Origin of the sequence: Ramlibacter tataouinensis (assembly GCF_027941915.1) — a bacterium.
GTDB lineage: Bacteria > Pseudomonadota > Gammaproteobacteria > Burkholderiales > Burkholderiaceae_C > Ramlibacter > Ramlibacter tataouinensis_C.
Window position 1 is genome coordinate 3,935,017 of record NZ_CP116009.1, and the last position, 25,599, is coordinate 3,960,615.

Annotated in this window: 21 protein-coding genes and 3 pseudogenes; 8 read left to right on the forward strand and 16 right to left on the reverse strand. The window is 60.1% G+C overall.

Features of this window, described 5'->3' with window-relative positions; translation table 11 throughout:
- Window positions 1-50: 50 nt before the first annotated feature.
- Window positions 51-833 carry a hypothetical protein gene (locus PE066_RS18935; protein ID WP_271234080.1) on the forward strand — a complete coding sequence of 261 codons (783 nt, stop codon included), beginning with the start codon at window positions 51-53 and terminating at the stop codon, window positions 831-833.
- Window positions 834-1,105: 272 nt separating this feature from the next.
- A complete protein-coding gene (locus tag PE066_RS18940) occupies window positions 1,106-1,270 on the forward strand; it encodes a hypothetical protein (protein ID WP_271234081.1) in 165 nt (54 codons plus the stop codon).
- A 148-nt stretch (window positions 1,271-1,418) separates the two neighbouring features.
- On the opposite strand, the gene PE066_RS18945 is transcribed toward PE066_RS18940, so the two are convergent.
- The 8 genes from PE066_RS18945 to PE066_RS18980 all read right to left on the reverse strand — a co-directional run bounded on the left by PE066_RS18945 (window position 1,419) and on the right by PE066_RS18980 (window position 11,678).
- On the reverse strand, window positions 1,419-2,078 hold the full coding sequence (locus tag PE066_RS18945; RefSeq protein ID WP_271234082.1) for a hypothetical protein: 660 nt from the start codon (window positions 2,076-2,078) through the stop codon (window positions 1,419-1,421).
- Window positions 2,071-2,460 (reverse strand): hypothetical protein, encoded by a 390-nt coding sequence (locus PE066_RS18950; RefSeq protein ID WP_271234083.1) that lies wholly within the window; start codon window positions 2,458-2,460, stop codon window positions 2,071-2,073. Before PE066_RS18950 ends, PE066_RS18945 begins: the two co-directional genes overlap by 8 nt.
- A 169-nt stretch (window positions 2,461-2,629) precedes the next feature.
- Window positions 2,630-5,335 (reverse strand): TnsA endonuclease N-terminal domain-containing protein, encoded by a 2,706-nt coding sequence (locus tag PE066_RS18955; protein WP_271234084.1) that lies wholly within the window; start codon window positions 5,333-5,335, stop codon window positions 2,630-2,632.
- The gene (locus PE066_RS18960; RefSeq protein ID WP_271234085.1) at window positions 5,325-6,425 is read right to left on the reverse strand and encodes a site-specific DNA-methyltransferase; all 1,101 of its coding nucleotides are present in this window, start codon (window positions 6,423-6,425) and stop codon (window positions 5,325-5,327) included. Before PE066_RS18960 ends, PE066_RS18955 begins: the two co-directional genes overlap by 11 nt.
- Complete coding sequence (locus PE066_RS18965; RefSeq protein WP_271234086.1) at window positions 6,368-7,273, reverse strand: DNA methyltransferase; 906 nt, start codon at window positions 7,271-7,273, stop codon at window positions 6,368-6,370. Before PE066_RS18965 ends, PE066_RS18960 begins: the two co-directional genes overlap by 58 nt.
- Window positions 7,270-10,188, reverse strand: coding sequence for an ATP-dependent helicase (locus tag PE066_RS18970; RefSeq protein ID WP_271234087.1), 2,919 nt, complete (start codon window positions 10,186-10,188; stop codon window positions 7,270-7,272). The genes PE066_RS18965 and PE066_RS18970 overlap by 4 nt, the downstream gene beginning before the upstream one ends.
- Window positions 10,189-10,483: 295 nt before the next feature.
- Entirely contained in the window at window positions 10,484-10,693 is a 210-nt protein-coding gene (locus PE066_RS18975; RefSeq protein WP_271234088.1) for a retron Se72 family effector protein, read from the reverse strand.
- Complete coding sequence (locus PE066_RS18980; RefSeq protein ID WP_271234089.1) at window positions 10,686-11,678, reverse strand: reverse transcriptase family protein; 993 nt, start codon at window positions 11,676-11,678, stop codon at window positions 10,686-10,688. The genes PE066_RS18975 and PE066_RS18980 overlap by 8 nt, the downstream gene beginning before the upstream one ends.
- 1,824 nt (window positions 11,679-13,502) lie before the next feature.
- Between PE066_RS18980 and PE066_RS18985 the strand changes: the two genes are divergently transcribed.
- The 4 genes from PE066_RS18985 to PE066_RS19000 all read left to right on the forward strand — a co-directional run bounded on the left by PE066_RS18985 (window position 13,503) and on the right by PE066_RS19000 (window position 17,011).
- Window positions 13,503-13,970 (forward strand): hypothetical protein, encoded by a 468-nt coding sequence (locus PE066_RS18985; protein WP_271234090.1) that lies wholly within the window; start codon window positions 13,503-13,505, stop codon window positions 13,968-13,970.
- A gap of 199 nt (window positions 13,971-14,169) precedes the next feature.
- The gene (locus PE066_RS18990) at window positions 14,170-14,820 is read left to right on the forward strand and encodes a hypothetical protein (protein ID WP_271234091.1); all 651 of its coding nucleotides are present in this window, start codon (window positions 14,170-14,172) and stop codon (window positions 14,818-14,820) included.
- Window positions 14,821-15,587: 767 nt separating this feature from the next.
- Window positions 15,588-16,088, forward strand: coding sequence for a hypothetical protein (locus PE066_RS18995; protein WP_271234092.1), 501 nt, complete (start codon window positions 15,588-15,590; stop codon window positions 16,086-16,088).
- A 17-nt stretch (window positions 16,089-16,105) separates the two neighbouring features.
- Window positions 16,106-17,011, forward strand: a complete 906-nt coding sequence (locus PE066_RS19000) for a DUF4407 domain-containing protein (RefSeq protein WP_271234093.1) — start codon at window positions 16,106-16,108, stop codon at window positions 17,009-17,011.
- A 329-nt stretch (window positions 17,012-17,340) separates the two neighbouring features.
- On the opposite strand, the gene PE066_RS19005 is transcribed toward PE066_RS19000, so the two are convergent.
- The 7 genes and pseudogenes from PE066_RS19005 to PE066_RS19035 form a co-directional block, all read right to left on the reverse strand.
- On the reverse strand, window positions 17,341-18,111 hold the full coding sequence (locus PE066_RS19005) for an ATP-binding protein (protein ID WP_440480547.1): 771 nt from the start codon (window positions 18,109-18,111) through the stop codon (window positions 17,341-17,343).
- A pseudogene (gene istA, locus PE066_RS19010) lies at window positions 18,108-19,656 on the reverse strand (IS21 family transposase). The gene PE066_RS19005 and the pseudogene istA overlap by 4 nt, the downstream one beginning before the upstream one ends.
- A gap of 620 nt (window positions 19,657-20,276) precedes the next feature.
- Window positions 20,277-20,496 (reverse strand): annotated as a pseudogene (locus PE066_RS21470) (fumarylacetoacetate hydrolase family protein); the annotation flags it as partial.
- Window positions 20,497-20,795: 299 nt separating this feature from the next.
- On the reverse strand, window positions 20,796-21,257 hold the full coding sequence (locus PE066_RS19020; protein ID WP_271234095.1) for a hypothetical protein: 462 nt from the start codon (window positions 21,255-21,257) through the stop codon (window positions 20,796-20,798).
- A gap of 125 nt (window positions 21,258-21,382) precedes the next feature.
- The gene (locus PE066_RS19025; RefSeq protein ID WP_271234096.1) at window positions 21,383-21,763 is read right to left on the reverse strand and encodes a hypothetical protein; all 381 of its coding nucleotides are present in this window, start codon (window positions 21,761-21,763) and stop codon (window positions 21,383-21,385) included.
- Window positions 21,764-21,792: 29 nt separating this feature from the next.
- Window positions 21,793-22,452 carry a hypothetical protein gene (locus PE066_RS19030; protein ID WP_271234097.1) on the reverse strand — a complete coding sequence of 220 codons (660 nt, stop codon included), beginning with the start codon at window positions 22,450-22,452 and terminating at the stop codon, window positions 21,793-21,795.
- Between the two features lie 30 nt (window positions 22,453-22,482).
- A complete protein-coding gene (locus PE066_RS19035) occupies window positions 22,483-23,340 on the reverse strand; it encodes a hypothetical protein (RefSeq protein WP_271234098.1) in 858 nt (285 codons plus the stop codon).
- An 83-nt stretch (window positions 23,341-23,423) separates the two neighbouring features.
- Between PE066_RS19035 and PE066_RS19040 the strand changes: the two genes are divergently transcribed.
- Both PE066_RS19040 and PE066_RS19045 read left to right on the forward strand, forming a co-directional pair.
- Window positions 23,424-23,744, forward strand: a complete 321-nt coding sequence (locus PE066_RS19040; protein ID WP_271234099.1) for a hypothetical protein — start codon at window positions 23,424-23,426, stop codon at window positions 23,742-23,744.
- A gap of 142 nt (window positions 23,745-23,886) precedes the next feature.
- Window positions 23,887-24,603 carry an ATP-dependent DNA ligase gene (locus PE066_RS19045; protein ID WP_271234100.1) on the forward strand — a complete coding sequence of 239 codons (717 nt, stop codon included), beginning with the start codon at window positions 23,887-23,889 and terminating at the stop codon, window positions 24,601-24,603.
- Here the strand turns inward: PE066_RS19045 and PE066_RS19050 are convergent.
- Window positions 24,549-25,544 (reverse strand): annotated as a pseudogene (locus tag PE066_RS19050) (PGN_0703 family putative restriction endonuclease); the annotation flags it as partial. The gene PE066_RS19045 and the pseudogene PE066_RS19050 overlap by 55 nt on opposite strands.
- Window positions 25,545-25,599 lie beyond the last annotated feature (55 nt).

The following is a 25,599-nucleotide window of genomic DNA, read 5'->3' on the forward strand; positions in this document are numbered from 1 at the left end:
GCCGAGACTCGTCAACTCCACCTGGCACCGAGACAATCCCCCCCTTAGACATGCTGCTCTATCGGGCCGCTCCGGCGAAGGTTGACCAGGCGCAAGAAAAGATTGGAGCGCTTCCGCTGGACCAGCTGAAGTTGAAGTTCCAACAGGCTTTCTGGGGAACCAAGCGGCTCAGCAGTCTTCTGTTGGCTCGTGAGCTTCTGCATCGTAGGGTTGCGCCCATGTTCTGGCACGACTGGCGATCGAGCACGGCATACACGCCGCCTCAGCTCATCGACCTGATCGCCTTTGACCTCCTCTACCTAAATCAGCTCTTCACCGAGCGCCCTTGGCACACGCCCCACGCCAACGAGCGGCGCGGCTTAGCGAACCGCGTGTATGCCTTTCAAACTGCTGCGTACCTCTACTATGGCGGTAAGCGCAAGAAATGGGAGATGGTCCGGCGGCTGCGCATTCCAGTTGAGCACCAGCTGACATGTGCATTCCTTAGGTCAGCGGATGTTCAGAAAAAGCACGATGTCTTGGCGGCGAAGCGCGATGAGGTATTCACGGCACTGAAATTGGACATCGCCAAGGTTCGGAGAACTGTGACTTACACCGAGGCGGACGCCACGGCAACCGTGCGTAGGCGCCTCGCGCTGTGGCTGTGTGGTGAATTGTGCGGCTGGCGACCAACAAGATCGGCACGCTTGTACGAGCAGATGACCGGTGAGGAAATCAACCGGGGCTTTGTGGTGAGCCAGTTCGAGAAAATCCATGAAGTGCTGCGCGCTGCAGGCATCACCCGGTCGCATGTGAAGAAGCCCAGGCAGAAGCGGGTTGCCGGGGGGTCTTGAGGGGATACGTATCCTGTTTTCGGAACTTACGTTCCGATTGTCGTTCACCCCTCGTGCAGCCCGCGCCAGATCTACATTTGAGGGGGTAACAGGCATGATCGAGAAACTGCACGGCACACACAGGAATTGCGTTACCCCTCAGTTGCCATGTGTCTTCAATCCTGAGAGCGCATGTATCCACGCCCGCGGAGGCGGTCGGCGCTGCATTCGCGGAGTACCCGGGCGTCGCACCATGCTGCTAGAGCTATCCCGCCGAGGCACGTGGAGTTCAGGTGGTTGACCGTGCCCACGACCGGGTTGCCAACGGCTCGGCCGACCTGTTGGAAGTGCTGCAGGAGATCACCGATTCCAACACCAATCGCCAGCGCCTGCGGCCGCGCCTGGGCCGTTGGCCGCTGCGGCACCAAGGTTTGCTTGCCGGTGGCCTGCGTCTTTAGAAGGTACCCGCCAGGCGGAACTTGGCGGTTCGAAAGGTGGGAGAAGTCTAGAGAGGGGGCTTAACTGGGTTGGGAACGTGGGTCCCCAACGACTCGGGGAGCGCCACAGGCAGCCGTGCTCCCGGCCCAAGCTCAGCCCCGAAGCGCGTCACGGCAGCTTCTTGCCGGCGTCCAAGAATCGCTTGCTTTGCGGGTTCAGCACCATGAACTCGGTGCCGGTCACCCGTGTGAACCCCAGTCTGCCGTAGTACCGCTGCAGTTTATGGGTCGCCGAACGCTCATCTGCCGGAAGGTCGGCCAACCGGTAGCGGTCCTGTGCTGGGTCTTCCCGGCTGCCTGACTCGAACTGCAGCGGGAAAGGCTTCATCGCCACGATGCCGCAGCCTTGGGCAAGCTGCAGCACCAGCCAGCGCAGCACCCATAGCCCGTGCCCTTTTCCACGCACCTCCGGCACGAGCGCCACGCGGTCCAGGATCAGCAGGTTGGGCCGCCAGAGGTCGTCGCCGCCAATGGCCTTGAGCACGGCGGGTGTGAATTCGAGATCCTCGTCGTAGAGTGTCTGATAAGCATGGACAACGGCCTCCGAGTCGAACACGGCATCCGGGTCGACACCCTCGTTCACTGCGCCTTCTAGGTCGATTAAGATGACGCGGAACTCCCCAGCCGAGACGCCTTCGTCATCGTCAACGTCCAGCACGCGAACCTCACCTTCGATGCTGTGGACGAAGCGCGAGGGCTCAGGATCGTCGACCAGCGTGGACTGCTGATTGAAGACCAGCAGCAGGTCTTCCTTCTCGTCCTCACGCATAACGCCCTTCCTGGTCCATCGGAACGCCGTTGACGATCACGCTCACGATGCGGTTGCCGCCGGCGGCCACGTGGCGCAGGTGGCCGATGACGTCGCGCTCGATGGCGACCAGGCGCGGCCCCCAGGCACGCGTCAGCACCTCCAAGAGGTCCGGTAGGTACTCCTTCAGGGCCATCTCCAGCAGCGCCCCGGCTTCGACCTCCAGCGCGTAGGCCACGCCCTCGATGCGCTGCAGCGGCAACTTGGCCTTGCCGTTCAGGATCAGCGGCCAGATCTTGGGGGTCTCCAGGCCGGCCAGGCGGGCGAGATCCTCGTCGCTCAGTCGCAGATCGCTCTGGCGGGCGGCTAGGAACTCGGACAGCGTGAGTTGGTAGGGGGGCATCGATCTACTCCAGTCATTACCCGAGCGCACCATGCGCCCCGGTTGCTGGTTTGACCGGAAGTTCACCGTCGAGATCCAGGCGAAGTGAGTCGCGACTGATGGCGAAATCGGGTATGAAGAGACTGATCTCCCAAGCACGCGACGGAGTGAGAATGGGCGAATTTTTCGACTACAGAAGCAGCCGATAGTGTCGCTTATCAGCGTCAGTGGACTTCATGATCCGATATTCCATCCCGCTGGCCACCGCGATCTGGTGGGCGAAGTCCTTCTTGGCCTGCACCACGGCATCTTCGATCTGGTTGTCGGCCTTTACCTCGACGATTACGTATTTCAGGCTGCCATCCAGCTCTTCTCGCTGGAAGATGAAGTCGGGGTAGTAGCTGCGCACAGTGCGTGAATCGGGGTCGATGTATTGGATGAAGAAGTCGGACTGGCCGTGGGTCAACATCCCGGTGAAGTAGATCTTCTTCACCCGCCGCTCGCGCAACAGATCCCAGAACAGCAAGTTCTCAGAGCCGGAGTCAAAACAGTAGGTGTCGAGATGGAAGCTCTTGGCGCGCTCCTCGTCCTTGATCTGCGCGTCGTGCATCCGGACGATTTTGTCCTTCGCCGCCGACACCTCGTAGTAACCGTTCGGAGGCATCTTGATCAGATCGACCTCGTGCTCCTCGGTTTGCTGTGACTCGTCCAAGTCGTAGAGTTGGCGAAACAGACGCGGGATGATCTCGTCGTACAGAAGCCCGTTGAACTCATTGGTGATCGCCACCAGTTCGTCGGTGCCTTCCTTGGTCGCCTCCAACAACTCTTCGATGTCCAGCGGGCTTCGGTTCAGATAGCGAGACACCTCGGCCACCAGAGACAGTCGTGAGAACACCCGCTTTTCCCGGCGCGAGGTCAGGTCGAAGGTGCGACTACCGGAAGCACGCGCCGCGTCGGCAGCAGTCAGGCCGTCCTGCTGTGTTTCGATCAGGCGGTACTTCTCGATCAACGCATTCCAGCTTTCCCTGTCCGCTCGGTCGAGGCCCAGCGTTTGGCCGGGCACAAGCTTCTTCTCGCGCATCTGGTACTGCTTGTGCACACGCACAAGCTTAATCTTGACCGGTGGCGCCACGACGCGGATTTGCACCGGCTCCTTATCCTTGCCTGTTTTTTGCAGCTCGTCGACGCTGATGCGGAAGTTCTGCTGCAGCTCGTTGTTTAAGGTCTCCAGGTTGTCATCCGACAGGAAGACGTGGCCGGTGTGTTGGGCCTCCCCGACGGCGCGAAGGCAGCGCATCGTGGCCTGCAGTACGAAAATCTTTGACTTGGGCTCACGGAATAGTCCCACGCCGAACAGCGAGCGACAGTTCCAGCCTTCCCGGCCCTTGTTGACCAGCAGGATGAACTGCTTGTCCGAGCCTTCGGTATCCAGCCGGTTGAACTCGCGGATGTCGTCGTTGGTGGTGAGCTTATCGTCGCCCACGTTGACCAGGATGCGCGAGGTGGGGATACCGTGCTTGAGCAGCGCACGCTCCACTGCTGGTCGCAGTTCACCGGTCAGCTCGTCGATGGTTGCCGCAAAGAAGGCCAGCTTGGGCAAGAGTCCTTCCGGACGCAGCTCGCCCGATTCCTTCAGGAAGCTCTCGATGGCGATATCAACGAACTCGTTGGTGCGGGTGTTGGAGTAGCCGTGCAGCGTGACCTTCTTGAGGAAGCCCTTGTCGATCGCTTCCTTTAGGCCGTAGGCATAGACCACCTCCGGCAACACCTCGCGCCCCACATAGGGCGTGCCTGTGTAGTTGTAGCAGGCCACCACCCGCGTGCCCGCCGCGTTTAGACTGGCGGCCAGGATGTCAATGGTGGTGCGCAGGCTAGTGTCCGACTCCTTGACCCCGACACCCATGTCCTTGGCCAGTGCCCTGCCGAAGGCGTGGTGAGCCTCGTCAACGTAGATGCCCAACTGCTCCAGGCGGCGCAGCTTCTCAAAGCGCTGATTGGTGGCTAGCTCGCCTTCTTCCTCGGGCTGGTCGAAGTTGTAGAGATCGGCGGCATCGGCGTAGACGCCTTTGGCGGCCAGGGTATCGCCGGTCGCGCCGAACAGCTTGTCGACAGAGGTCTTTTCCTTGTGCTGGCGCTTGAGGATGATCTTCTGCGTATTGGAGACGATGATGTTGAAGCGTGAGCGATCCAGCGTATCCAGCGAGGTGCCCGCGTCTTCAAGGTAGTGGAAGCGCAGGTGCGTAGTCAGGAAGTTGACGTACTCCGGCGGCACCACGCGGGTCAGGTCGAACGCCTCAATCTCCTTCAATGATTGCAGCACTGTCTTGTCTGGTGCGAACACCAGCGCGTTATGGCAGTAGCGTGCGTCCTTCTCGAACTTGTTGCCCAGCAGGAACTCGTAGAAGATGCAGGTAGCCATCAGGATGGTTTTGCCGGTGCCCATCGTCAGAGCGAAGATGTAGTTCGGGTAAGCGCGCGAGTTCTTGCGCATCTTCTCGAACAGCAGCTTGTACGAGTTCAGCTCCAGCTCGTCCGATTCGCCGAACTGGAACATTTCCTGCCCGGCGGTGCCAAGGAAGGAACCGAATTTTCGCCCCTCGAACTTCCCGCTGCGCTCGTACCAAGCTTTGAAGATCTCCTCGACCTTGGCGTTGCCGAGGAACTCTTTGAGGAAGACGTAGGTCTCCAGTGCCTCGAACTGCGGCTGGCGCAGGAAGACCTTGGGGTTTTTCTCCGGGTTGTTGAAGTCGAGAAACTTGCGGGTTAGCTCCTTGTAGTTCTGGCGAATCGCGCTGCGGTTGTCTTGGTGGAACTGCCGCAGAAAGCGGAAGAAGGCGAAATCTAGCGACGCACCAGACGTGCTGGCTGCCTTGCCGGTCGCACGCTTAGTCGCCATTGCCAACGCTCCCTTCCCACGACTCCGAGAGCAGGTCGGTGATCTTCACGCGGATGGTGCCCGCGTCATCCGGCACCTTGTACGCACCCATGACTAGATAGTCCTTGCCAGGAATATCGACCACGGCCGGTTGTAGCACTGCGCCGTCGAAATTCCAGTCGATCAGCACCGACTCGACTAGCTCCTTCCAGTCCTCGACTGACTCCTTCTGCAGCGAGAGCTTTTGCAGCAGGTTCATCGGGTAGAACTTCTCGATGACCAAATCGCCCATCTTGATGGACACCTTGGCCTGCGAATCGCGCTTGAACTCTAAATCGGCCTTGTCGCGCAGAATGTCGAGCACTTCCACGTCAATCTTGAAAGGCTTGGCGGCAAGTTCCAGTTGTGCGGCCAAGTCAGGTTCGTGGCCCATGCAAACAAGGGCGATCTTCTCGACCGGACGGTTTGGGCTCTCGTTCTGTTTGCGCTGCCAAGCCTTGTAGTCAAAGCCAGCGATAAGCTCGTTCAGATCGGCGCGCGTGGCGATGCGGTTGACGGGCATGATCTTGACCATGCGCCCGTCCTTCTCTCCGTCGAACACAGTGCTGAATTCGAGTTTCTGAACTTCAAGCGCCTCGATCAGCAGATCCTTGGCTTGAATAGGATTGCGAAAAACGTCGTAGTGATTGACGTTGTACACCTCGAGCCCCGGAAAGAACTTTATTTTCGGGTCAAGTGGTCTTTGGCGTAATTCGTCTGCTAGGCGGATGAGCCGTTTGGACGTTGTTTGAATTGCTCCAAGATTAATGTCCGCCCCGATAAATCGGCGACCTAGCTTCGTGGAAACCGAAAGCGTGGTGCCTGATCCCATAAAGAAATCAAGTACGATCTGCCCGGGATTTGACGAGTTGGCGATTATTCGCTCCAACAGTACTTCTGGCTTCTGAGTCGGATAGTCGAGCCTTTCGTTTGATGTGGGACTAACCCGGTTCAAATCATCCCAGAGGTCGGTCACCGGTGTTCCCTTTGCATCCTTAAGAAACCGTTTTCTGCTCAAGGAGCGTCCAGTGGATGAGAGAACGATCTCTCCCCTGTCATGCAGTTCCTGCATTGTCTCCTTTGAATACCTCCAGTAGCCAGTGACGCCAAGGAACTCATAGTACGGGTTCCCTTTTGACGCGCCCCTGGCCCGTCAACAGGCATTAGTCGATATCGTTCGCCAGTCTTCTCGTCCGTATATTTGTAATCTCGATCCAAGACGTCTTGGGTATACGGCACGTATTGCGGATTCCAGATCGGCTTTCCAGATTTTGAGTAGATAAAAATAGTGTCGGAGACCCGTCCAAAGTGAACGGCCCCCTGCCCGGTGTTGCTCTGCGCGTGCGATCGTTTCCAAGTGATCACGTTGTGGCAGTTTTCGCTCCCGAAGATTTCGTCTAGTATGCATCGAAGATGATGGGACTTGTGCCAGTCACAGTGCAAATACAGCGTTCCTGTCTCCGAGAGTAGTTCCCTTGCGACGACGACGCGTTCATACATGAATTGCAGATAATCATCGTTAGCCCAAATGTCTGTGTATTGCTTCTCTTCGAAGGAAGATCGGTCATTCGCCGCAGTTTTCCCTTTCAAAGAAATCTGCTTCTTATAGTCAGCCTTCGAGTCAAATGGTGGGTCGATGTAGATGAGATCGACCTTGCCTCTGAACTCCTTCAGAAGATGGCTCATCACCTGAAGGTTGTCGCCCCAGAAAATCTTGTTGCGCCATCCGTCCACTTCCTCGCCGTGAACTTCCTTCAATTGTGCGGGGTAATACTGAGTCGACTTGAACGGGCGCTTGCCGCGCCAGTTCAGCATCGGGTAGCCCTTGATGGGCTCAAACTGATACTTCTCAACGTTGGTGGTGCCAACGTCGGGCGTTGCCAGTTGCAGGCTGTCCTGCGCTGGGGTGTTCTTGCTCATGTGTCGAGGTTCCTGAATTCCCAATTCTTGTTGTCGCAGTAGGCGCGCATGTCGCAGCTCAGGCACAGCTTGGCAGGACGTGCTGCAATCTGGTAGTCCTGCCGCTCGATGCGTGTCACGATGTCGTCGAAGCGCGCGATGGTCTTGTTGATGGCGCGGTCGTCCTTTGTGAACGACACGTAAGGATTCCCGCCGTCCTCGCCTGTGTAGTACAGATGCATTCGGCTGACCTTCTGACCGGTGCGCTCTTCCACCAAGTGGGCGTACACCTCTAGCTGGTGCTGGTACTGACGCAGGCGATCCCGGTCTTTTTCCATGTCGGGCTTCTTCTCCGACTTGAAGTCGATGATCTCGACCGTGTTGCGCTCGCCGCGAATCAGGTCGACGCTGCCCTTGAGGATGTAGTGATCCTTGACCAGCGAAATCTCAACCTCGGCCTCTTTGATGCGATCCCAGTTGCCGTTCTCGCGCTCGTAGTAACGCACGACGTGCAGTAGCGCCGCCTGCTGCGAGCTGGGCGCGAGGTAGACGCGCTCCTTCTTCGACAGCATCGCGTAGTTGGCCGAGAACCAGCTATTGATGGCGTCGAAGGTGATGGTGCCTTCTTCGCCGCGCAGCACGGTCTTGTGGATGTCCTCGATGGTTTGATGCACCAAAGTACCGAACAGCATCGGACTCTCGCGGATGGGCGCGAACTCCAGATCCTTGAAGAAGCGGTATTGCTCGGCGCAGTTCTCGAACACCGTTATGTGCGAGGTGAACGAGTACTCGCGCTTGAGGTTGATCTGCTTGACGGCTTCGAAGGTCAGCGCCGACATATCGACGTCACGCCAACTGGGCAGCTCGTAGAACAGGCGCTCGAAATACTTCGACGGCGACTTGCCCTGGCCTTGCTTCTCCTGCGCCGCCAGCACCAGCAGGTTCTGCGCACGCGAAAAGGCCGTGTAGAACAGTCGCCAGAAGTCGAAGTTTTTGATGTGGTCGAGCGGCTCGAAGCGTTCCTTGGAGAGGTATCCGCCATCCTCCAGCAGCACATCAAGCGCGCTGTACTGCTTGCGCGGCACCGCCTCCAGCGAGCCGCACACCACCACCGGGTACTCCAGTCCCTTGGACTGGTGGATGGTCAGAAACGAGACACAGCCCTTGGGCGCGTACTCGGCTTCATCCTCGTACTCGCCGATGCCGCCGTCCTGAAGGAAGCGCAGGAACTGGTTGAACAGGTCGCGGATGTTTTTCTCCAGCCACTCCGAATTCAACACGCTGACGAAGTGCAGGTACTCGAACTTGGTGAGCAGCTTGGAGAAGGTGCCGAGGTTGCGCGCCGCGCGCCCCTTGTCCACGCCTTGCACGGCTTCTTCGGTGAGGAAGCGCGAGAACAGCGGGAACTGAAGCAGTTGGTAGAACAGGCCGGAGAAGGCGTAGTCTGTGTTCTGCGTGAGCACGGCGTGGCGCTTGGCCAGCGGGCGAGCCCAATCCAGCAGCGGCTTGTTTTCCGGTTTGCGCAGCTCGTCCGTGAAGGGCTTGAAGCAAAGCTGGTCGTAGTAGTCCCAGATGTCCAGATGCACGCCTTCGGCCCATGCCCGCACCTTCGGGAACTGTGGGAAGAGGAAGATCAGCGCGCCGATCATCAGGCGGATTTCCTCGCGCTCGAAGAACATGTTCGAGCGTGGCGAGAACACGGGCACACCTTCGGCTTCGAGGAAGCGTGCGAGCGCCACCACCTTATGGTTCTTCACCGAACGGAACAGGAAGGCGATCTGGTTCCAGTCGGCAAGGCGGCCGGATGCCTTCAGTCCATCGAGGAAGGACAGCACCTCAGCGTGCCAGTTGGTGGTGTCGCCCTTGTCATCGCTGGCGGCCAGCCGCACCGCCGTGGGCATGTCAGGGAAGTCGTCCTCGCGCGGGACGATCTGCTTGGCGAAACGAAAAACACGCGTGCCGTCGTCCCATACCTGCTCCTTCATCCACTCGTTGTAGAAGCGGATGATGTCCGGGTGCGAACGGTAGTTGACGGTGAGCTTGACCTGCTTGCACTGGCCGTCATCGAACAGCGCGGGGAACTCCAGAATGTTGCGGATGGTGGCTCCGCGAAAGCGGTACAGGCCCTGGTCGTCGTCGCCCACCACGCACAGATTGCAGCGCTCGCCCGCCAATAGCAGGAGGATGCGCTCCTGAATGGTGTTGGTGTCCTGGTACTCGTCCACCATCAGGTAGGTGATCTTTCCGCGCAGTTGCCCCAGCACCTCGGGGCGCTTTTCCAACAGTTGCAGCGCCTCGTACTGGATGCCGGAGAAGTCCAGTGAGTTGTGCTCGTGCAGCAGCTCCTGGTACTTGGCAAAGCAGGTGGCCAGGGCGCGGATTTCCGGCTCTGGGGCCGCCGCCAGCGTGGTGACGTCGAGCGCCTCTTCGCTGACCTTGTTGACCCACTTGAGCAGGTTCTTTGACTGCGCCCAGCGGCCCGTCTGGTCGTCACCCATGACGAGCTGGGCACCGGGCAGTTCACGGAACTCCTTGATGTGCTGGTAGAGAAAGTACTGCTGGTCGAACTGGTCGAACAGCGTGAAGCTGCGCTTGAGCCGTGTGAACTCGCGGTAATCCTCGAGCAGCCGCAGGCATATGGAGTGGAACGTGCCGAGGTACATCTCGTTCAAATTGAACTGGATGCCTAGCTCGATCAGGCGGTTGGAGATTCGGGTGGTCAGCTCGCGCGCGGCCTTGTCCGTGAAGGTGACCACCAGCAGCGACTCCGGGGCGACTCCTTTCTGGGTAATCAGATGAACGATCCGTTCGACAAGCGTGAACGTTTTGCCCGACCCAGGCCCCGCGATGATCAGTACGGGACCGTCAGTAGCAAGAATGGCTTCGAGCTGTTGGGCATTAGCCTTCGTCTGGAGGAGGGTACCGCTGGCTGTCATTCCGTACCTCACCCTCCGTAATGGTCCTGCCGAGGCGCCAGATTGTCAGGGCGTCCTTGCAACGAGCCTGAAGCACTGAGACACCGCTAGACTCATCAATTCTAAGCGGTCGTCACATGAGCCATGCAAGCAGGCATCCTGACACAGCGGGCAGCGTATGGAGAGAACATCGAACGTCTTGAGAATGACGGCGAGCGATGCGACGCGGCTGCGAGTTTTTGTTGCGGTCAGAAGGTGAGTTAATGGCGACAAAGCAATGAGCGCGAGCCCCACATGCGAAAGAGTGTCCCTACACCTAAGAGACGCGCACTACCTTTGTAGCTCTCGGACCTTTTGGCGTTCGTTCAACATCGAATCTCACCGTACTACCCTCGATCAGGCTCTCTTCCTTATCAGCAGCATCTCGATAGAAGAAAACGTCCTTTCCTGAGGTTCTCGTGATGAAGCCGAAACCTTTTACCGGATAGTAGACCTTGATCAATCCGATCTGATCTTTCTCATCCATAGAGAAGCTCCTCTTTCGACACAGGAGGCAGGCACTTCTGGAGCAGGGCTCGATATTTCGCGGCTAGACCCTTGTTGGTTCGAGCGAGAAGACCTAGTCGGTAGTTGACTTGATGCCATTTTTCCAAGTAGGAGAGACTTCCGCGGAGATGAATTGGCGTAGCGCAGACTACTCTTGCCAAACGCATGGTTCTTACCACTTCTTTCCCATCGTAGATGGGTAATATGCTCCTAATCTTGGCGCGGTACCTTTCGGCTTCAAAATGGCCGACATAGGCGATCTTTGAGATGCGTCCCGAAACTCGGTTGTGCTCCTCATGATAATCGGGGGCACTGCTACTCAGCTCGTACATACGCTCAAGCCTGAATACCTCGGCGCGGATGTCATGTCGCTCTGATCTAAAGACCCTCGGCGCGCCACGATTCAACCACAATCCGGTTACCTCCATGGGTACCTCCGGGTTGCTGTTTGAACAAACGCGCGTTTTATTCCCCTTGAGCTTCAAGTGCTTGTTCGCCAATAGGAGCTTGATCTTATGTACAACTTTGCTGGTTCGCTCCCGCGTCAGCGGTTTCTCTGCGGAAATAGTGATGTCGTCTAGCAGCCGACTGTACCGCAGGCCCTGCTGTTGCAACTCACGGACAATCCTGTGCTCTGTGTCGAAGAACACCAAGTTCGCGATGTGCGAACTCGTGCATGCGCCTTGCGGTACTCGGCCGTGGCGCGTGGTTAGATCTGTTAGGGCGCGTGCGACAGGATCCGGGAATCGGCAGAAGAATTTGAAGATACTGAAGACTTCGTCTGCAGGGATACTGTCGTAGAAATCCTGAACATCTAAGGCGATCAAGGATTTGGCGTTTGCGTGCACCCTCGCATTCCGGACGTAATCCCGCTCGGCTATGCCGCCGTACAAGTAACTCGGATAGGTGACCTTCTCGAAAATTGCGCGATTAATCCTCTTTTGCACGATCTTGAGATCCTGCATAGGCGCGCAGACTTGGCGAACTCGACCGTCCTTTTTGGGTATCTCGAAGGTGGAATATCGCGACGATGCCGAATTCGCGAGGGTGATGAGCGCAGAAGGGCTGAGGCCCAAGGCCAAGCCTAGTGATTGAAGACTGCCAATCGGCTGCGCGCTGTATGTTGGGCGCATAAAAAACAGGCACCTACTCTATTCGATCATGTCGAACAAAGATTTGAGAATGGATCCCAGCCGGGTCAGGGCGAAGAACCATTCGAACGCATAGTTGGCTCCACTCGACGCCATGGGCGATCCACACCGCACACGGCGCTTCCTTTTAGCCGTGCGGGCACGGCAGCACCTAGAGCCGGATTTAGTCCTTACGAACATAAACACCTCCTTAGAGTTATCCCGGGACGACCCCGGCGCTCAACGCTCTAAGGAAACGAGTGACAAACAACCAACTACGGTCCAGGTGCCTGGTTTGACGCTCAACAACCGTCGCGTTCGGGCAGCTCTTCCATGACCCGCGGCGCTCTTCGTTCGCTCAGGTCGGAGGGCTGCTAACGCCCCGGTCAAGTTCCGGAAACCGGAACGTCTCTTGCGAGACCTTGACTCACTCGTTCAGCTCTACTGCATTCAAAGAACGCGGATCGGGCGTAACACCCGATGGCGCACTGATGTGCACGTACAGATTGTTACTGCACCCTGCGGCAGAGTCAAGTGCAAGGTTCATGGTGAGGAGAAAAGTCTACGTTTTGGAGTCCTCCAGTGGCAGGCCACCGTCAGGGAACCTTGCACTGCAGGCCATCGCCGGCGAGGCAGCTTTTTTTTCCAGACGGAGCGCCGAAAGGGGAAAGCCGCTGCGAGCAGCCAGTCCAGCGCCCCATATAGCTGCTTCTTGTCAGATGGGATCGGCCGAGCATCTGGGAAGGAGATGAACCATCCATCGCGGAGCACCACCTCGCCTCCGCCGGATCACATTGGGCCTTTGATTCGCCCTTCGCCGGCATCGGCGGTCCGGCAAGCAGTTGGACGCGCACGGGGGAGGGCGACGTACCCGCCAATCGCCCAGACCCTGCCAGACGAGTGCCTGCAATCTGAGGGTTATCTTTGCCGTCCCTTGTGTGGGGTTGGTCTGTCAAGTTTCCGGAGTCCACCAGCTTTCTGAATCGCGAGTGGCCTCCGAGTCACCGCGGGCGGGGAGCCGATTGAGTCGGTTAGTCGGGTTATCAATCATTTGATCCTGGCAGGACGGCAAGCACGGGCCAATCAGGGGAGGCGCCGCAGCAGGAACGACCATTGCGCCAAAGAGTCAGGTCAAGACGTTCTAGCCGCGAGAGCGCTGTTGAGGGAGGCTGATGCCGCGTAACCGTGGAAAACTCGGAAACGAAGGGACCCACTTACAACAAGGAGGATCGACAGCACGTCAGCCGCGTGCTTGGAAGTCGCGGTGCGGGGCATAAGACAGGGCAGGGGATTTCGCTGCCTTTGCACTCGTCAGCAGCGCTTCCCCGAGCGCAAGGGTAAAAAAAATCCAGGTACGGCGCCGCTGCCTGAATGCCGCGGATGGAGGTTGGCGTGTCCTGGGCGCTCATGCTGTAGGGGATGGAAGTCCTAGAAGGATGGTGGACGGGCTAGGGAGTGCCTGCATCGACTGCCGCCTGCCAGCCCAATCCTTATAGAGGAAGATGCTGGGCCGCTATCAAAATAGTAGTGCCGTATTCAATGCTTGGATCCTTATAGATCGGCACAGGGATCAGATCAGGTGCGGCTTTCCGGTTAACGGGCCGGCGCTAAAGGCTTCTTTGTATAAGGGGAGCAATTCAAGTGAGGTAAGCTCAGCAGGTGATCTTCACTGTGCTCTCCTACGTGGTGCTGGCCATTTTGATATGGAAGCACAGGCCGATCTTCTTCGGAAGCTGGAACATCGCACGTGAAAACTACAAGGTGGCCAGAAAGGCCACGCTTGCGATGTACATCGTGTGCTGGGGAGTTCTGCTGGCGATCGTGGCCACAGTCGGTTGGGGCTCGTTGTTCACCGGTGAGGGGCGCAACACGCCACTCACCACTCCGCTATTCAAGGTGTTCAGCCTGCTGTTCGTCGTCTCAGTGCTCCTGCTTGACGCGAATCTTGGGCAAAGCCGCAAGCACGGCTACGAACGGAACTTCTTCAAGCATTGGCTGCTCGGGTTGACCTTCATCCTGCCGGTCTTGGTGAGCTGCGTTGTGAATCGACCGTTGATCGCCCTTTTCCTGGTTGTCACGGTGTCCGGCTGGTTTACTCGCAAGGCGGCAAAGGTGGCCGCACATTAGGAGCCGCGCGCGTCACTTACACGATTGGGATCACCGCAAGACACCCGGGAACCTGCCCAGTGATCAATGAGAATGTCCGAATAACTGGCAGCCAGAACGTCGCCACGCCCTTCACGCCTGCAAATGCGCGGCTGCGCGCCATCGTGCCTTGGACCCAGCGCGGCCGGTTTGGTGTCAGCAGCCCGGTTGCCACCATAGGGTGTACGCGGCCGTCCATGTTGTTGAGGAAGACGGCCACATACTGGTGCTCGGGTCCACGTGCTTTCGCAAGCGCTACGGCAGCGCCAAGTCGCTCGGCAAAGCGCAGTTTGGCGTGGGCTCGAGCCGGCTGCTGACTGAAGAAGAGCGGCAGATCATGCCGGACAACACAGCAGTCTTGATCGCCCGCTTCGAGGACGAGGATCGGGTGCGTGCGGCGGCTCTGGCGAGCGCTGCAAAGGAGCGGCGTGTTCTCCAAGCGCGTGAGGAGCAGTTCCGCCAAGTTCGGGGGCAGGCTAGCTCGGTCGCCACGACGCAGACGCGCCCGAATGCTGGCAGGGGCCTGGCCGCACTGATCGCCGGCACGCCCTGGCCCTGGCAGTCGGAGCACCACACCTCCGTGGCCGTACTGTTGGCGCCCAACGGGCACCCGTGGGTGCGTGTGCAGCATCGCGATGGCTTGCACCGGCTGGTGCCGTGGCCGGTGTTTCCCGGCTGGGAGATGGCGCTTCCGCCCGAGGTCGGCCGCCCCGACCCGGGTGTTCAGGGCTATGCGGTCGCGGACATCGCGACCGCGCTGCAGCTCCTTCAGGAGCGCGGGTTCAGCCGGCCCAACGTTGGCCGCTGGCGCGACGTACGGCCGCGCAACTAGATCCCGCTGCCATCACTACTCGATTCGATTCCTCCTAGTTCCCGGCCTAACATCTACGTCGAACCTTCGAGAAGGTTGATGGCGAGCGGCTGGATCGTTGATCTGCAGAGACGGCGGCTGCGACCGCACCATTCACGGGTAGCGATACTCGTCCCACGACCGCCTGCCGATCTCCCGTAAGAAGGGAGCACGTTGTACTCGGGCTGGACGTACTCCACCGGCAAGCGAAAGCTTGTACCTAGTGGATATGCCTTGCGCATCGCTCGTGAGCACTGCACCCGCATGGTTGAAGGAAATGGTTGGCCACTGACAGGGCGCACCCGGTATTCCGCATCGGATGGCTCGCCCGGATTCAAGAAGGCTTCGACCACCACGAACATGAATAGGCTCCGCACCTCAACAGAATGCCACAGACATTCCGTCACCTGATCGGTCAAAGTCTCGTTGCTTGGTCACAGTGATTATGTGGGGGCGCGGCCCTCTGGCATGGTGGCAGTTCGCAGTTGTCCTCTCTCGACTGCTGCTTCGAAGCATGGCCGACAGCAATCAAAGAGGACAAATCAACTACCTGGATTGCCCCTGCCGTCCCAAGTCATCGGGCATCTTCGTAGCTAAGCTCTGTTGGCCATTTCGGCCTTTCGCTCGGGGGTGTAATGAGCTTTGTACAGGCGCTATCGATTTTCGGGATCGGTCAGGCCAGGCGACCCGTACCGCCGCCCGGTCCGCAAGATCCAACTCCGCAAGCTCCGCCAGAAACTGCAGTTCAGATGTCGGCTTCGACTTCGACTTCCGATCAGGTCGATAACGTGATCTACCCCGAGCAGCTGGCACGGGCTCAGCCGTCTCGAGGCACAAGCGAGTTGCTTAACTTGCCCGATGTTCGCGCCTTCTTCCATGAGAGCCATTTCGGCCTCGGACGGCACAACGGCGCGGTGCTGAGAAGCAGGGAGTCCCTGCAATTGGGAAAGTCGGAAATCGTCTCCAGGTTCCAAAACATCCTTCGGCAGATCGTCCAGGGCAAGCAGCTTCGGCTCGGCCGCCTGGAGGATATGAAGGTCTCCATCGACGGCATCGAGACCGCGATGACGAATCGAATCGATGCGGCTTGCAGCTTCCTGAGGCGCGAAATCGAAACGTGCATGGAGCAGATCGCGCTGGCCGAGCAGCACTCGGGCTGGGTCGCTGAAGCCTTGAACCACTACGAGATGGGTTTCCGGCAGGGACTGGCCCACGTCATCCGCTTTGAAGCTCTGCTGCAGGGTGAGTGATGCTCCCCCGTGGTTACTTGTTCTGGATCGCCGGAGCAGACCCCCGCAGCATCCGCCAGCTTCACAGGTCGACCTGCGAACGAACGATCGCATTCGGGCTGGCTATTCATCTACCGGTCGCCCTTTGGGCGATTAGTGCTTACCTGCTTGCGCGCCAGGTGTTCGACATAGACCAGGTACAGGCATTCGCTGTCGCAGTGGGGTGCGCCGGGCTTGTTTACCTGGTCGAGCGCCTCGTAATCGCCGCCCCACGCAGCTTCTGGGTGAATGCGGCTCGCATGATGCTCGGAATCATCATGGCCGTGCTCGGTGCTTCGATCGTCGACCTGGTCATCTTTGAGAAAGAGATCGTGCAGGAACTCAAGGACTCGCGCGCGGCGGACATCGAAAAGACGTTGAACCCGCAGTTAGAACATCTGCGAGAAGAGGTTGAGCGCAAAGAGGTGTTGTGGCGAGAGGCGGTGAGGAACGCCGCCTGCGAAGCCAATGGTAGCTGCGGAAGTGGGCGCCGCGGACGTGGGCCTATCGTCGATCTTCTCGAGGAGAATGCGGAGCGCTTTCGTCAAGATCTCGTTGCAGCACAGCAGAATTTGCGGGCTATTGAGGCCAACAAGCGGGCGGGACTGGCGAGCGCTGGGGATGTTGCGCGCAAGGAGTCGGGCATATTAGGCCGCTTCGAGGCGTTCCACAGCTATGCGATGCAGAACCCGCTTGTTCAGATCGCGTGGGGGCTATTCTTTCTGCTGGTGCTCGCGATGGAACTGATGGTAGTGTTCGTCAAGTTTGTGTTTCCTCCGACCGTTGACGATGCGCTGGAGGAAGTGCGGGAATACGTTGCCGCCCGGCAGGCCGCGGACTACCGGGATGCCATGACGTCCCCCGTGCGCGCCGCGGCCGATCTGGTGAAAACAACCTATGCCTGAGTTGCACAAGCAGGAGTTGCGCGGCAACGCAGGGCGCACAGTCCAAGTTGGAGTTGGACATGGTGCGAGAGGTCTGTCGCCCGCGAAATCTCATCCTTGCCCCCGATGGCCACCTCAAACTCCCCCACCCGTGGCCGGGTCAAACTCCCCCAGGCCAGGACGAGGGGGATTTTCGTCTTTTCTTCTTTGACGGCTGTTCGGCAAGCGAAGCGCGTCAGGCCGAAGGCGTGCGCCGGGGAGCGGTGGGCAAGCCACGGACCCCGCGGGGGCCGTCCACAGGCTTGTCCTGTGGGCGGGTGGCTTGTCCACGGCGGGCGGGGAGGGCCGCGTCAGTCCGCCTGCGGTTTGATGGCGAGCCGCTGCGCGGCTTCCTTGAGCCGGTAGCTCTTGCCCTCGAACTCCAGCAGCCGCGAGCGGTGCATGAGACGGTCCAGGATCGTCGAGGCCATCGTCATGTCGCCAAGGTAAGTGCCCCAGTCGCGGATGACCCGGTTGGACGTCACCAGCACGCTGGCGCGCCGGCGATGCCGCTGGTGCACCAGCGTCTGCAGCAACTCGGCGGCCGTCTCGGAGACGCGCTTGGCCAGGAACAGATCGTCCAGCACCAGCAGGTCCGCCGCGAGGAAGCGCTGCAGCATCAGCTCGCGCTCGCGCGCATCGGTGAGCGCGTAGCGCGCGAAGTCGCTGTCGGTCTCGACGTAGGCGACCTTCAGCCCCTGCTGCACCGCGTGGTAGGCCACCGCCTTGGCTGCGTGGCTCTTGCCCGTGCTGGGCTTGCCGATCAGAAGGGCGTTGGCGCCTTCGCTGACGAACTTCAGCGTGTGCAGCTCGAAGCACGCCGCACGCGGCACCTTCGGGTTGAACGACCAATCGATCTCCGCGAGCGTGACCTTCTCGTCCAGGCGCGAGTCCTTGTAGCGCTTGTCGATCAGACGAGACTGCCGGCGATCGAGCTCGTCTTGCAGCAGCAGCGCGAGCAGCTCCTGCGCGTTCATCTGCGAGGCCGCTGCCTGCTCAAGGCGCGTCTGCAGCGTGTCGCGCGCTCCGGACAGGCGCAGCTGCGCCAGCGTGCGTTCGAGTTCGGCAATCGACATGCTCATTGCAGCCACTCCCGCGTCAGCTGCGCAGCCGCGGCGGCGGCGAAGAAGTCGGCATAGTCGCCCGCATCGCGGATGAGGTCGTCGCGCTGCGTCAGTTCGAGCTCGCGCTGTTCGGGCGCGCTTGCCGCTTCGGCCAGCTTCACCACGAGCGCCGTGATCGCCTTCAGTGTCACGCGTGCTTCGACGCAAGCCTGCGCGCAGGCCTGTTCCACCAAGGCTGCACGATGGCGGCGCGCAAGGCCCACGAGCCCCCACATGCGGCGCTGGCCGACACGTCCTTCGCGGGCGAACCACTCGCGGCAGATCACCACGCACTGCGGCCCGATCTCTGCGGCGAGCTTCCACAGCAGCTCGGTCTGCCGGCTCGGGTTGAACGGCCGCTCCTCATCGGGCAGCACCACTGCGCCGCGCCGCTCGCTTCTCGCGTGCGTGCGCAGCAGCGCGCTGGTTTCCCGGTCGCGGATCTCCACCAGGTGCGCGTACAGCCGCACCGTCACCTTCGAGCCGATGGCCGCCGGCCGCGCAGCGTAGTTGCTGCTGGCAACGCGCACCGTCGTGTCGTCGGCGACCGTGCGCACCAGCTCCTCGAAGAACGCGAAGTGGCCCACCGGCAGCGGCGTGAGGCTGGCGCGTTCCTCCTCGAACATGGCCTGTACCTGGCGCTTCTCGCGGCCGTGGATGCGCTTGGCCGCCCACGTGCTCTCCCAGCTCCAGGAACTCGTTCTGCGCGGCCAGCGAGTCGAAGCGGCGCCCCTTCAGGGCGGTGGCCTGCGTGTGCTGGATTCCCGACTCCACGGTGCCCTTGCGGTTCGGATCACGTACCCGCGCGGGGTCGGCAACGCAGTGGTAGTGCGCCAGCAGCTGCGCGTACACCGCGTTGAGCTCGGGCTCGTACAGGTCGGGCTTGACGACTCCTTCCTTGAGGTTGTCCAGAACGACGTAGCGCACAGCGCCGCCGAAGTAGCGGAAGGCCTCCTCGTGCAGCCGCGCCCATTCCTGCTGGCCGCTCTTCCAGACTACGCGGCGGAAGCTGCGACGCGAGTAGCGCAGCGTCATCACGAACAGCCTCGGGCGCTTCCAGCGTCCGGTCACCGCATCGAAGGTGAGCGCGCCTTCGCCGTAGTCGACCTGCGCTTCCTCGCCCGGGGCGAACTCCAGCCGGTCGAACTGCTCGGGCTCGCGCCAACGCAGCCGGGCGGCAAACCGCTTGACGCTGTTGTAGCCGTGGCCGAAGCCGTGCACGTCCACCAGGTCCTGGTAGATGGCCATCGCGTTTCGACGCAGCTTCAGCTGCTCTTCGATGAACTCGCGCCAGGGCTCGCACGCCGAGGTGTGAGCCGGTGGCCGGGGTGGGGGAATTTGCTCGGCCGACTCAGGCAGCGAGCCGGTGGCCACCCCGGGGGAATTTGCCGCCGCCAGCTTCAGCTGGTAGGTCCTCACGGTCTTGCGGTCGATGCCGGTGACCCGCGCGATCTCCCGCTGGCTCTTGCCCATCGCCAGCAGCGTCTGGATGGTGGTTTGCTTGTTGGCACTCAAGACGTTCAACTCCTCGACCTCCGCTCTCGGGAGGTCAGTCAACGTCCTGTCCAAAGGGGGCCGGCGGCGCCGGCCTACTACCCTCTCCCGATCAATTCAGGTGGGGGAGTTTCAGGTGGCCACGGGTGGGGGAATTTGGGTGGCCGTCAGGGTCCTTGCTCGTTCTTCTTGCGATCCAGGCATGGCTTCGTGGGCTGGACTGCATCCTGATGACCGCGGATGACCTTAGGGCCTTTTACGGCGTCGATCGGATTCGCGAATCACGGGTCGAATGGATTGCGGAGGACTTGAGGCACTGGTTTCCCCACCTCAAATTCGTTTACCAATCTGAGCACGCGCTGTCGGAAGCATGGTTCTCTCGTGGACCAGTTCCAATAAATCTTCCCTTCCAAGAGCGGCTTGCAGCTGTTTCCGGAGCGTACCTGCTCGATCCACTTGAGGCGTTTGTGCGTGGGCGACTCCGAGAAAGGGACGCTCTCGCAGATCTCGTGAGTATTGAAAGCGGTCTTGCCAATCCGAGTCCCTACGAATTTCCTCAGGGCTTGGGGTAATGTACGAAGCAGTTCACAGCGAGCGTAGTGCCGAACCGAAGTGAACTCTGACATCGCACTCCAGCGCTGTCCACCGGGTTACCAGTGATGCCGATGTCGCACGGCTTTCTGGCGCTGCTCACCCCAAGCTGTCTCGCCGCCCTTTAGGAACACTGGACTTGGCCCTTGGGCGTGCCCGTGGAGATCACATCGCCAGGCAAGAGGGTCATGATCCGTGAGAGATACGAGACGAGCTGCGCCACGCCGAAGATCATTGACCGGTATGGCCATCCTGATAGCGGTGACCATCGACTTCCAGTCACAAGCGTTGCGAGTGGCATATCACGGGTGCCGCACCCCCATCGTCTCTGAAGCTGCGGCGTTGGTGAAACGCCTATTCGGCGCTGAGCTGGAGGATGCACCACGCGCGCGTCGGAAGCGCCGGCCTTCTTCGGTGCTCAGTAGACGCTACTTGGCTCAACTCAAAGCTCAGGGGTGATCAGCTAACCACGCCCTCTGCCGCGCACCGCCGCTGGTGCCGCTCCGCAAGAGAAGTGCGGAGCCAAGCCCGCCTCCTCAGAACGCTCACGAGCACGAGGTTGCCGCGGAAGGTGTCTCCTATGCACTCCGTTCGTTGGCCTCGAAGATGGCGGCAAAGGCACCTCGGATACCTCTATCGCCGCGGTGATTGACGATCCATTCCCGATCGGACTTGCCACTATAGACAACTAGCTTGCCGTCTTCCCGCCCGGTTGCGTGTTTCTCCGCCTCGTGGAGCCAATCGAGAACAGGGAAGAAGTGGAAGGTTTCCAGCTCTGCGCGTTGGTCGTGCCCCTCGGCGCCGAATGCAAGTACGGTCGTCTTGGGATAGCCAGCTGCCTTTTTCGCGTCCAAGGAAAAGCCGGTGCGGGTCGCCTTGTACTTGACTTGAACAGGGACCAAGACTGCGCCGTCGCTTGACGCGGCGATCAGATCGATGCCGTTGTCCACCAGCGGCATGAAAACATGGATGCCCATGCGCACCAGCTGACTGGCGACGGCAAGCTCCTTGGCCTTGCCGATAAGGGATGTCTCACTCATTCTGAAGGCGCGCTCAACGGAAGCTCATCATAGAGTGGATCGACGGAACGGCAAGCTGTTGTTCGGCCGGCGTCACGCTGCGTGGCTCCTTCGGGCTTCCCGGGACCATGACACGGGTAGAGACGCTAGGCATACCAAACCTGAGCGTCGGCGGCCAGAATGGCATCGATGTCCCGTCCGACCCGTGCCACCGTGGGCAGGGCCGCGACGTTGCTTTCAAGAGGGATCTCGATGCCGCCTTCGTAGACGACCTCAGCGATCCAGCAAGGGGGCGCCGATCGCGAGTCCGTGATGAGACGGGCCGCAGCACAGTCGACAAGAACGGTGTGAGATCCTCCGATGCGAATGCGCTGGCCCCAGGAGGCCTGCTCGGGTGCAGCCGCCTGATACCCCAATTTCATGAGCTGTTCGCGCAGCCATCGGGCAATGCACGCTTCCCCTTGTCTGTTGAACTCCGAGGCGACGTGCTCGGCGCGAAACCAGAACTGCGGGTGGTACTCGTTCATTGCACGACAACTAAGGTGACTTCTGTGAGCTACGCCGCGCGCCTTGCTCCGCAGCTTGACCGGGGACTAGCAGGATTTTTCCAAAGACACGGATCGGCGTTCACGCCCGGCTTGATACCGTTGGCGTGGAAGATGGCCAGCATCGAGTCCTTGAAGTCCGCCGGCAGCGCAAACAGACGCGCGGACCCGATGTCCTGCGACCCGAGGATTGAGCCCCAGCCACCCTCTGGCACGATTGCCTTCCGACCCAAGTACCAGAAGTCCTTGCAGATGAGGGAGTTGACGCCGCCCAGGTCGTGGTCCATGTCTCCGGGTAGGTGATGGTCGTTCGGCAATTGCCGGTAATGGCCCTGCGCGTTTTGGAAATAGATGTTGTCGCCAGCGCGCTCGATCTCATGTGGACTGCCCTTCTTGGGCTTCTTCAAAGCGAAGCGCTGGTCCTCAAAGTAGCTCGCAAGCGGGATCACCTCGGACACCTTGGCCAGATAGATCAGTCCCATGAACGGGATGGTCACGCCGTTCTGCCGCGCCCTGACGACCAGTTGCTGAGACGCAAATCCGGCGATCCAGTCGCCAGGCTTGCGGCAGCGACGAACCGGCGGGCGGCAGGTTGCCAGTGTCAGACATCCGTGAAATGGGTTCGGCGCGAAGCCGCTGTCGTGGGTGAGTTTGTAGCCCCTAATGGCCATGCTTCTTCAGTCCCTTCTTCCGACTGCTGTTCAGATGCTGTGAGATTCGATAAGACTCCGCACCCAGGCGATACCGTCCCGGTGTTCGCCCATGTTCAGCACGAACTCCTGCCCCTTACCGACTGTTTGCAACCGCACGCGGTTGCCAATCGTTTCCCAGCGGCTTTCTTTGCTATGCAGTGACAGGGCTGGCATTCCCGCCTCGGGCGACATCCACGAGGGCAGAAGCCACCTGGAGCGACTGCGGCCTGGCTCGGTCAGTTGCAAAGACGAGGTCCAGCGCCGGAACATGCCCGCGCCGGCCGTATTGGTCGGCCTTCTGCCGAAGGTGAGGTGCTGGGTTGCGACGTAGAGCGTGTTGTTAGTGCCGATCGTTGTTCCGTGCTGGACATGGGGATGGTCGGCCAGCCAGGGGTAGCGAACGCAGACATCCTGCGAGAATGCTTTGGGCACCGGAATGATTTCGCCGACCTGCAGCCAGCCGAACAAGCTGTGGATGTGCGGTGCGCTCCGCACGTACCGCCAACGCCCTTGGTGTTGCTCGACCTGGCGAAACCACCCAAAGAAGAGAAAGACGTCGCCCACGCCCACGCCTTCATTGGCCAGATGTGACTGGGCGCCTCCGACCTGTCCGAAGGTCGGCAGCCAGCCTGGCTGGCGCGGCACGCAGTCAGCCTCCAGGTCCGGGTCCAGATGGACCGTCCCAACGCCGCCCTTGAGGTCGTTGACCAAATCGACAAGTGGCCGGCCGCGAAACGACAGGTCGTCTATCGGCCGGCCGTAGCGCGATGGAATAGGGAACGAGGTGAGGCCGCCGTCAGGCAGGAGGGGGCTAGGCACGCCGCCGTACTGTGAATCGAAGCCCTTGCGGCTGAAGATGATCCTCACTATCGCCTCTGACCTGAATGAACTGTCCGAGCTTCCCTACCCAGGTCATCTGTGTCAAGATGTAGAACCGAAAGAGGCGAGGAATGACAAACAGAATCGATCTTCCCCGAGACTGGGTCTGCGATGGCCGGGAACTCAAACCCAAGTCTGGCTCCAGCATGAGCAACACTTGGGTGTTCGATGGCAAGGAGATCAAGCCTAAATCTGGCGCGTCGATGTCCAACACTTGGGTGTGGGACGGCAAGGAACTCAAGCCCAAGTCGGGTGCCAGCATGAGCAACACCTGGGTTGCCAGCGGGAGCACCATCAAGCCCAAGTCGGGCGCCTCGATGTCCAACACTTACGACATTGGTGGGCTGCCGATCTTGGCCGTGGCCGGAAAGCTGGCCCTGCGCTTGTACTGAAGGGCATCGACCCCATTCACGCAGGAACGAAGCGGGTCGACGGCCACGTTGCTGGTGCGTCGAACCCAACTTGCGCTTGCTCACTTGCCTGTGGAAGGTGCCGGTACGCAGTACCAAGCCTGCCGGAAGGTTCCCAGAGGTGATGCGCGCGCTGGCCAGCCTGACCGGCGGCCCGCATGTGCTCGACGGCGAAGTGTGCGTCCTGCGCGAGGATGGGACCAGCGACTTCAACCTGTTGCAAGAGCGCGCCCGCTGTCGGCGCTGGTATCCCGGCGTGCACCGGGTCACGTTTTGCCTCTTTGACCTACTGGTGTGCAACGGCAAGCCCACCGGGGACCTGACGCTGACACGGCGGAAGGAACTACTGCGCGAATTGCTCAAGCTCTTGGGCGGCCGTGACCTATCGCTGCTGTTCGTTCAGGACCTGCCGGCCGATGCCAATCTGTTCGCCAATATGGCCAGCGCCGGCCTGCAGATCGACGGCGTGATGGCCAAGCGCAAGGACAGCACCTATCAGCTCGGGGTGCGCAGCCCCGACTGGCGCAAGATCAAGCGGCCAGAGTGGCATAAAGGAAGCGAGTGGCGCGCTTGGAGCCGCTCTGGAGCGTCAAAAATGCCGGTCAACCGCAACCTGACCGGCTCTGTCTCGCGCAGCAGCGCCATGGTGTCCCCGTCCGCGCTTCGGATGACTTCTCTGTTTGAAGTGGCCGCCGATGCTGCGCTGGCCCTATTTGCTCAAGCCCAGAAATACCGCTCGCGGAACGCTTCGGCGTGTTTGGGATTGAGCACATCCGCTGCGAGCATCTCCTCCAGTGTTATTGCGGTAAAGGTGGAAGTGTCAGCCAGCAACTGGCCGTAGTCGGCAGCGAGAGTGGTGTAGCTCACGTTGCCGGCCGGGAACACCAGTGCGAAGCCCGCCCATGCCCACTCCTTCTGATCATCGAACCGCATACTGAGGGCCAGTAGGTGGTCCTGCCAGACCTGCTGCATTGGGCTATCGATGATCTTGTCTGCGGCGCCGTCCTTGAAGACGGGTTTCTTTGGTCAGGGTTCGATAGCGTTTCAGCTGCGACTCATAACGCTGCTCCTGCTGGCTCCCTTGCGGGGACGCTTCTCCCTTACGGCGTGCTCGTGGTACTTCGTCTCCACCCCGAAGATGCCCTTGCGCCCGCCCCGTAGTTCGAGCTTGAACGCCACATCAAAGGCGCTGCCATTGTTCAGGAATCGACCGTTTCTGCGACCGGGTGAATACTCGAAACACACGTCTGTCACCGTGCCTGGCACGTGCGGCCACCAGCGCTTGACCGCGCGAGTAGCCAGCCCTTTCGGGTCCTTCTTCAAGGGGCCGAACAGGTTGAAGCACATCGGCATCGAGGACAGCAGGTCGGCGAACAGGCGATGCTGATTCAACATCTCGCCTGGTCCTTTGTTCTCCTTCCTTACTCGCTCGCGCGCGATGTCGGCGATCTCGGGGAAGAGAAAGTTGTGACCATTGTCCTTAGCTCCCTGCCAGCAAAGCCGGCTTCCAAGCGGACGGGTCGGCTTGGAATTCGAGAAGATTGGGTGGGTGCCTTCCGTGATGGTCGGCTGCTGTTTTATCCGCCACTGCGTCTGCTGCAGCCGAGCCCTGCGTTTAAACTGTGTCATGAGGGGATTGACCGGGACGTAGTCCACGTCCTCCCAGCAGTTAAGCGCCTGCAGCGTGCTCTCGTCCAATTGCTGATTCATGCTCCCACCTCCGGTGCGCTCGACCCGGGCACTTCGACATCTTCCTTGCGATCCCACCCGCGGTACTCCCATGGCACGACATTCTCCAAGAGCGTGATTCGAGGTTCAGGCATCACGTCGTCCACTT

Bases quoted from the DNA above. Each gene is read 5' to 3' on its own strand.
- PE066_RS18970 (WP_271234087.1), bottom strand. From the start codon at position 10,188: ATGACAGCCAGCGGTACCCTCCTCCAGACGAAGGCTAATGCCCAACAG.
- PE066_RS18950 (WP_271234083.1), bottom strand. From the start codon at position 2,460: ATGCCCCCCTACCAACTCACGCTGTCCGAGTTCCTAGCCGCCCGCCAG.
- PE066_RS18935 (WP_271234080.1), top strand. From the start codon at position 51: ATGCTGCTCTATCGGGCCGCTCCGGCGAAGGTTGACCAGGCGCAAGAA.
- PE066_RS19005 (WP_440480547.1), bottom strand. From the start codon at position 18,111: ATGAGCATGTCGATTGCCGAACTCGAACGCACGCTGGCGCAGCTGCGC.
- PE066_RS18975 (WP_271234088.1), bottom strand. From the start codon at position 10,693: ATGGATGAGAAAGATCAGATCGGATTGATCAAGGTCTACTATCCGGTA.
- PE066_RS19045 (WP_271234100.1), top strand. From the start codon at position 23,887: ATGCGCGCGCTGGCCAGCCTGACCGGCGGCCCGCATGTGCTCGACGGC.
- PE066_RS18955 (WP_271234084.1), bottom strand. From the start codon at position 5,335: ATGGCGACTAAGCGTGCGACCGGCAAGGCAGCCAGCACGTCTGGTGCG.
- PE066_RS18945 (WP_271234082.1), bottom strand. From the start codon at position 2,078: ATGCGTGAGGACGAGAAGGAAGACCTGCTGCTGGTCTTCAATCAGCAG.
- PE066_RS18980 (WP_271234089.1), bottom strand. From the start codon at position 11,678: ATGCAGGATCTCAAGATCGTGCAAAAGAGGATTAATCGCGCAATTTTC.
- PE066_RS19030 (WP_271234097.1), bottom strand. From the start codon at position 22,452: ATGGCCATTAGGGGCTACAAACTCACCCACGACAGCGGCTTCGCGCCG.
- PE066_RS19040 (WP_271234099.1), top strand. From the start codon at position 23,424: ATGACAAACAGAATCGATCTTCCCCGAGACTGGGTCTGCGATGGCCGG.
- PE066_RS19020 (WP_271234095.1), bottom strand. From the start codon at position 21,257: ATGAGTGAGACATCCCTTATCGGCAAGGCCAAGGAGCTTGCCGTCGCC.
- PE066_RS19025 (WP_271234096.1), bottom strand. From the start codon at position 21,763: ATGAACGAGTACCACCCGCAGTTCTGGTTTCGCGCCGAGCACGTCGCC.
- PE066_RS18960 (WP_271234085.1), bottom strand. From the start codon at position 6,425: ATGCAGGAACTGCATGACAGGGGAGAGATCGTTCTCTCATCCACTGGA.
- PE066_RS18995 (WP_271234092.1), top strand. From the start codon at position 15,588: ATGTCGGCTTCGACTTCGACTTCCGATCAGGTCGATAACGTGATCTAC.
- PE066_RS18965 (WP_271234086.1), bottom strand. From the start codon at position 7,273: ATGAGCAAGAACACCCCAGCGCAGGACAGCCTGCAACTGGCAACGCCC.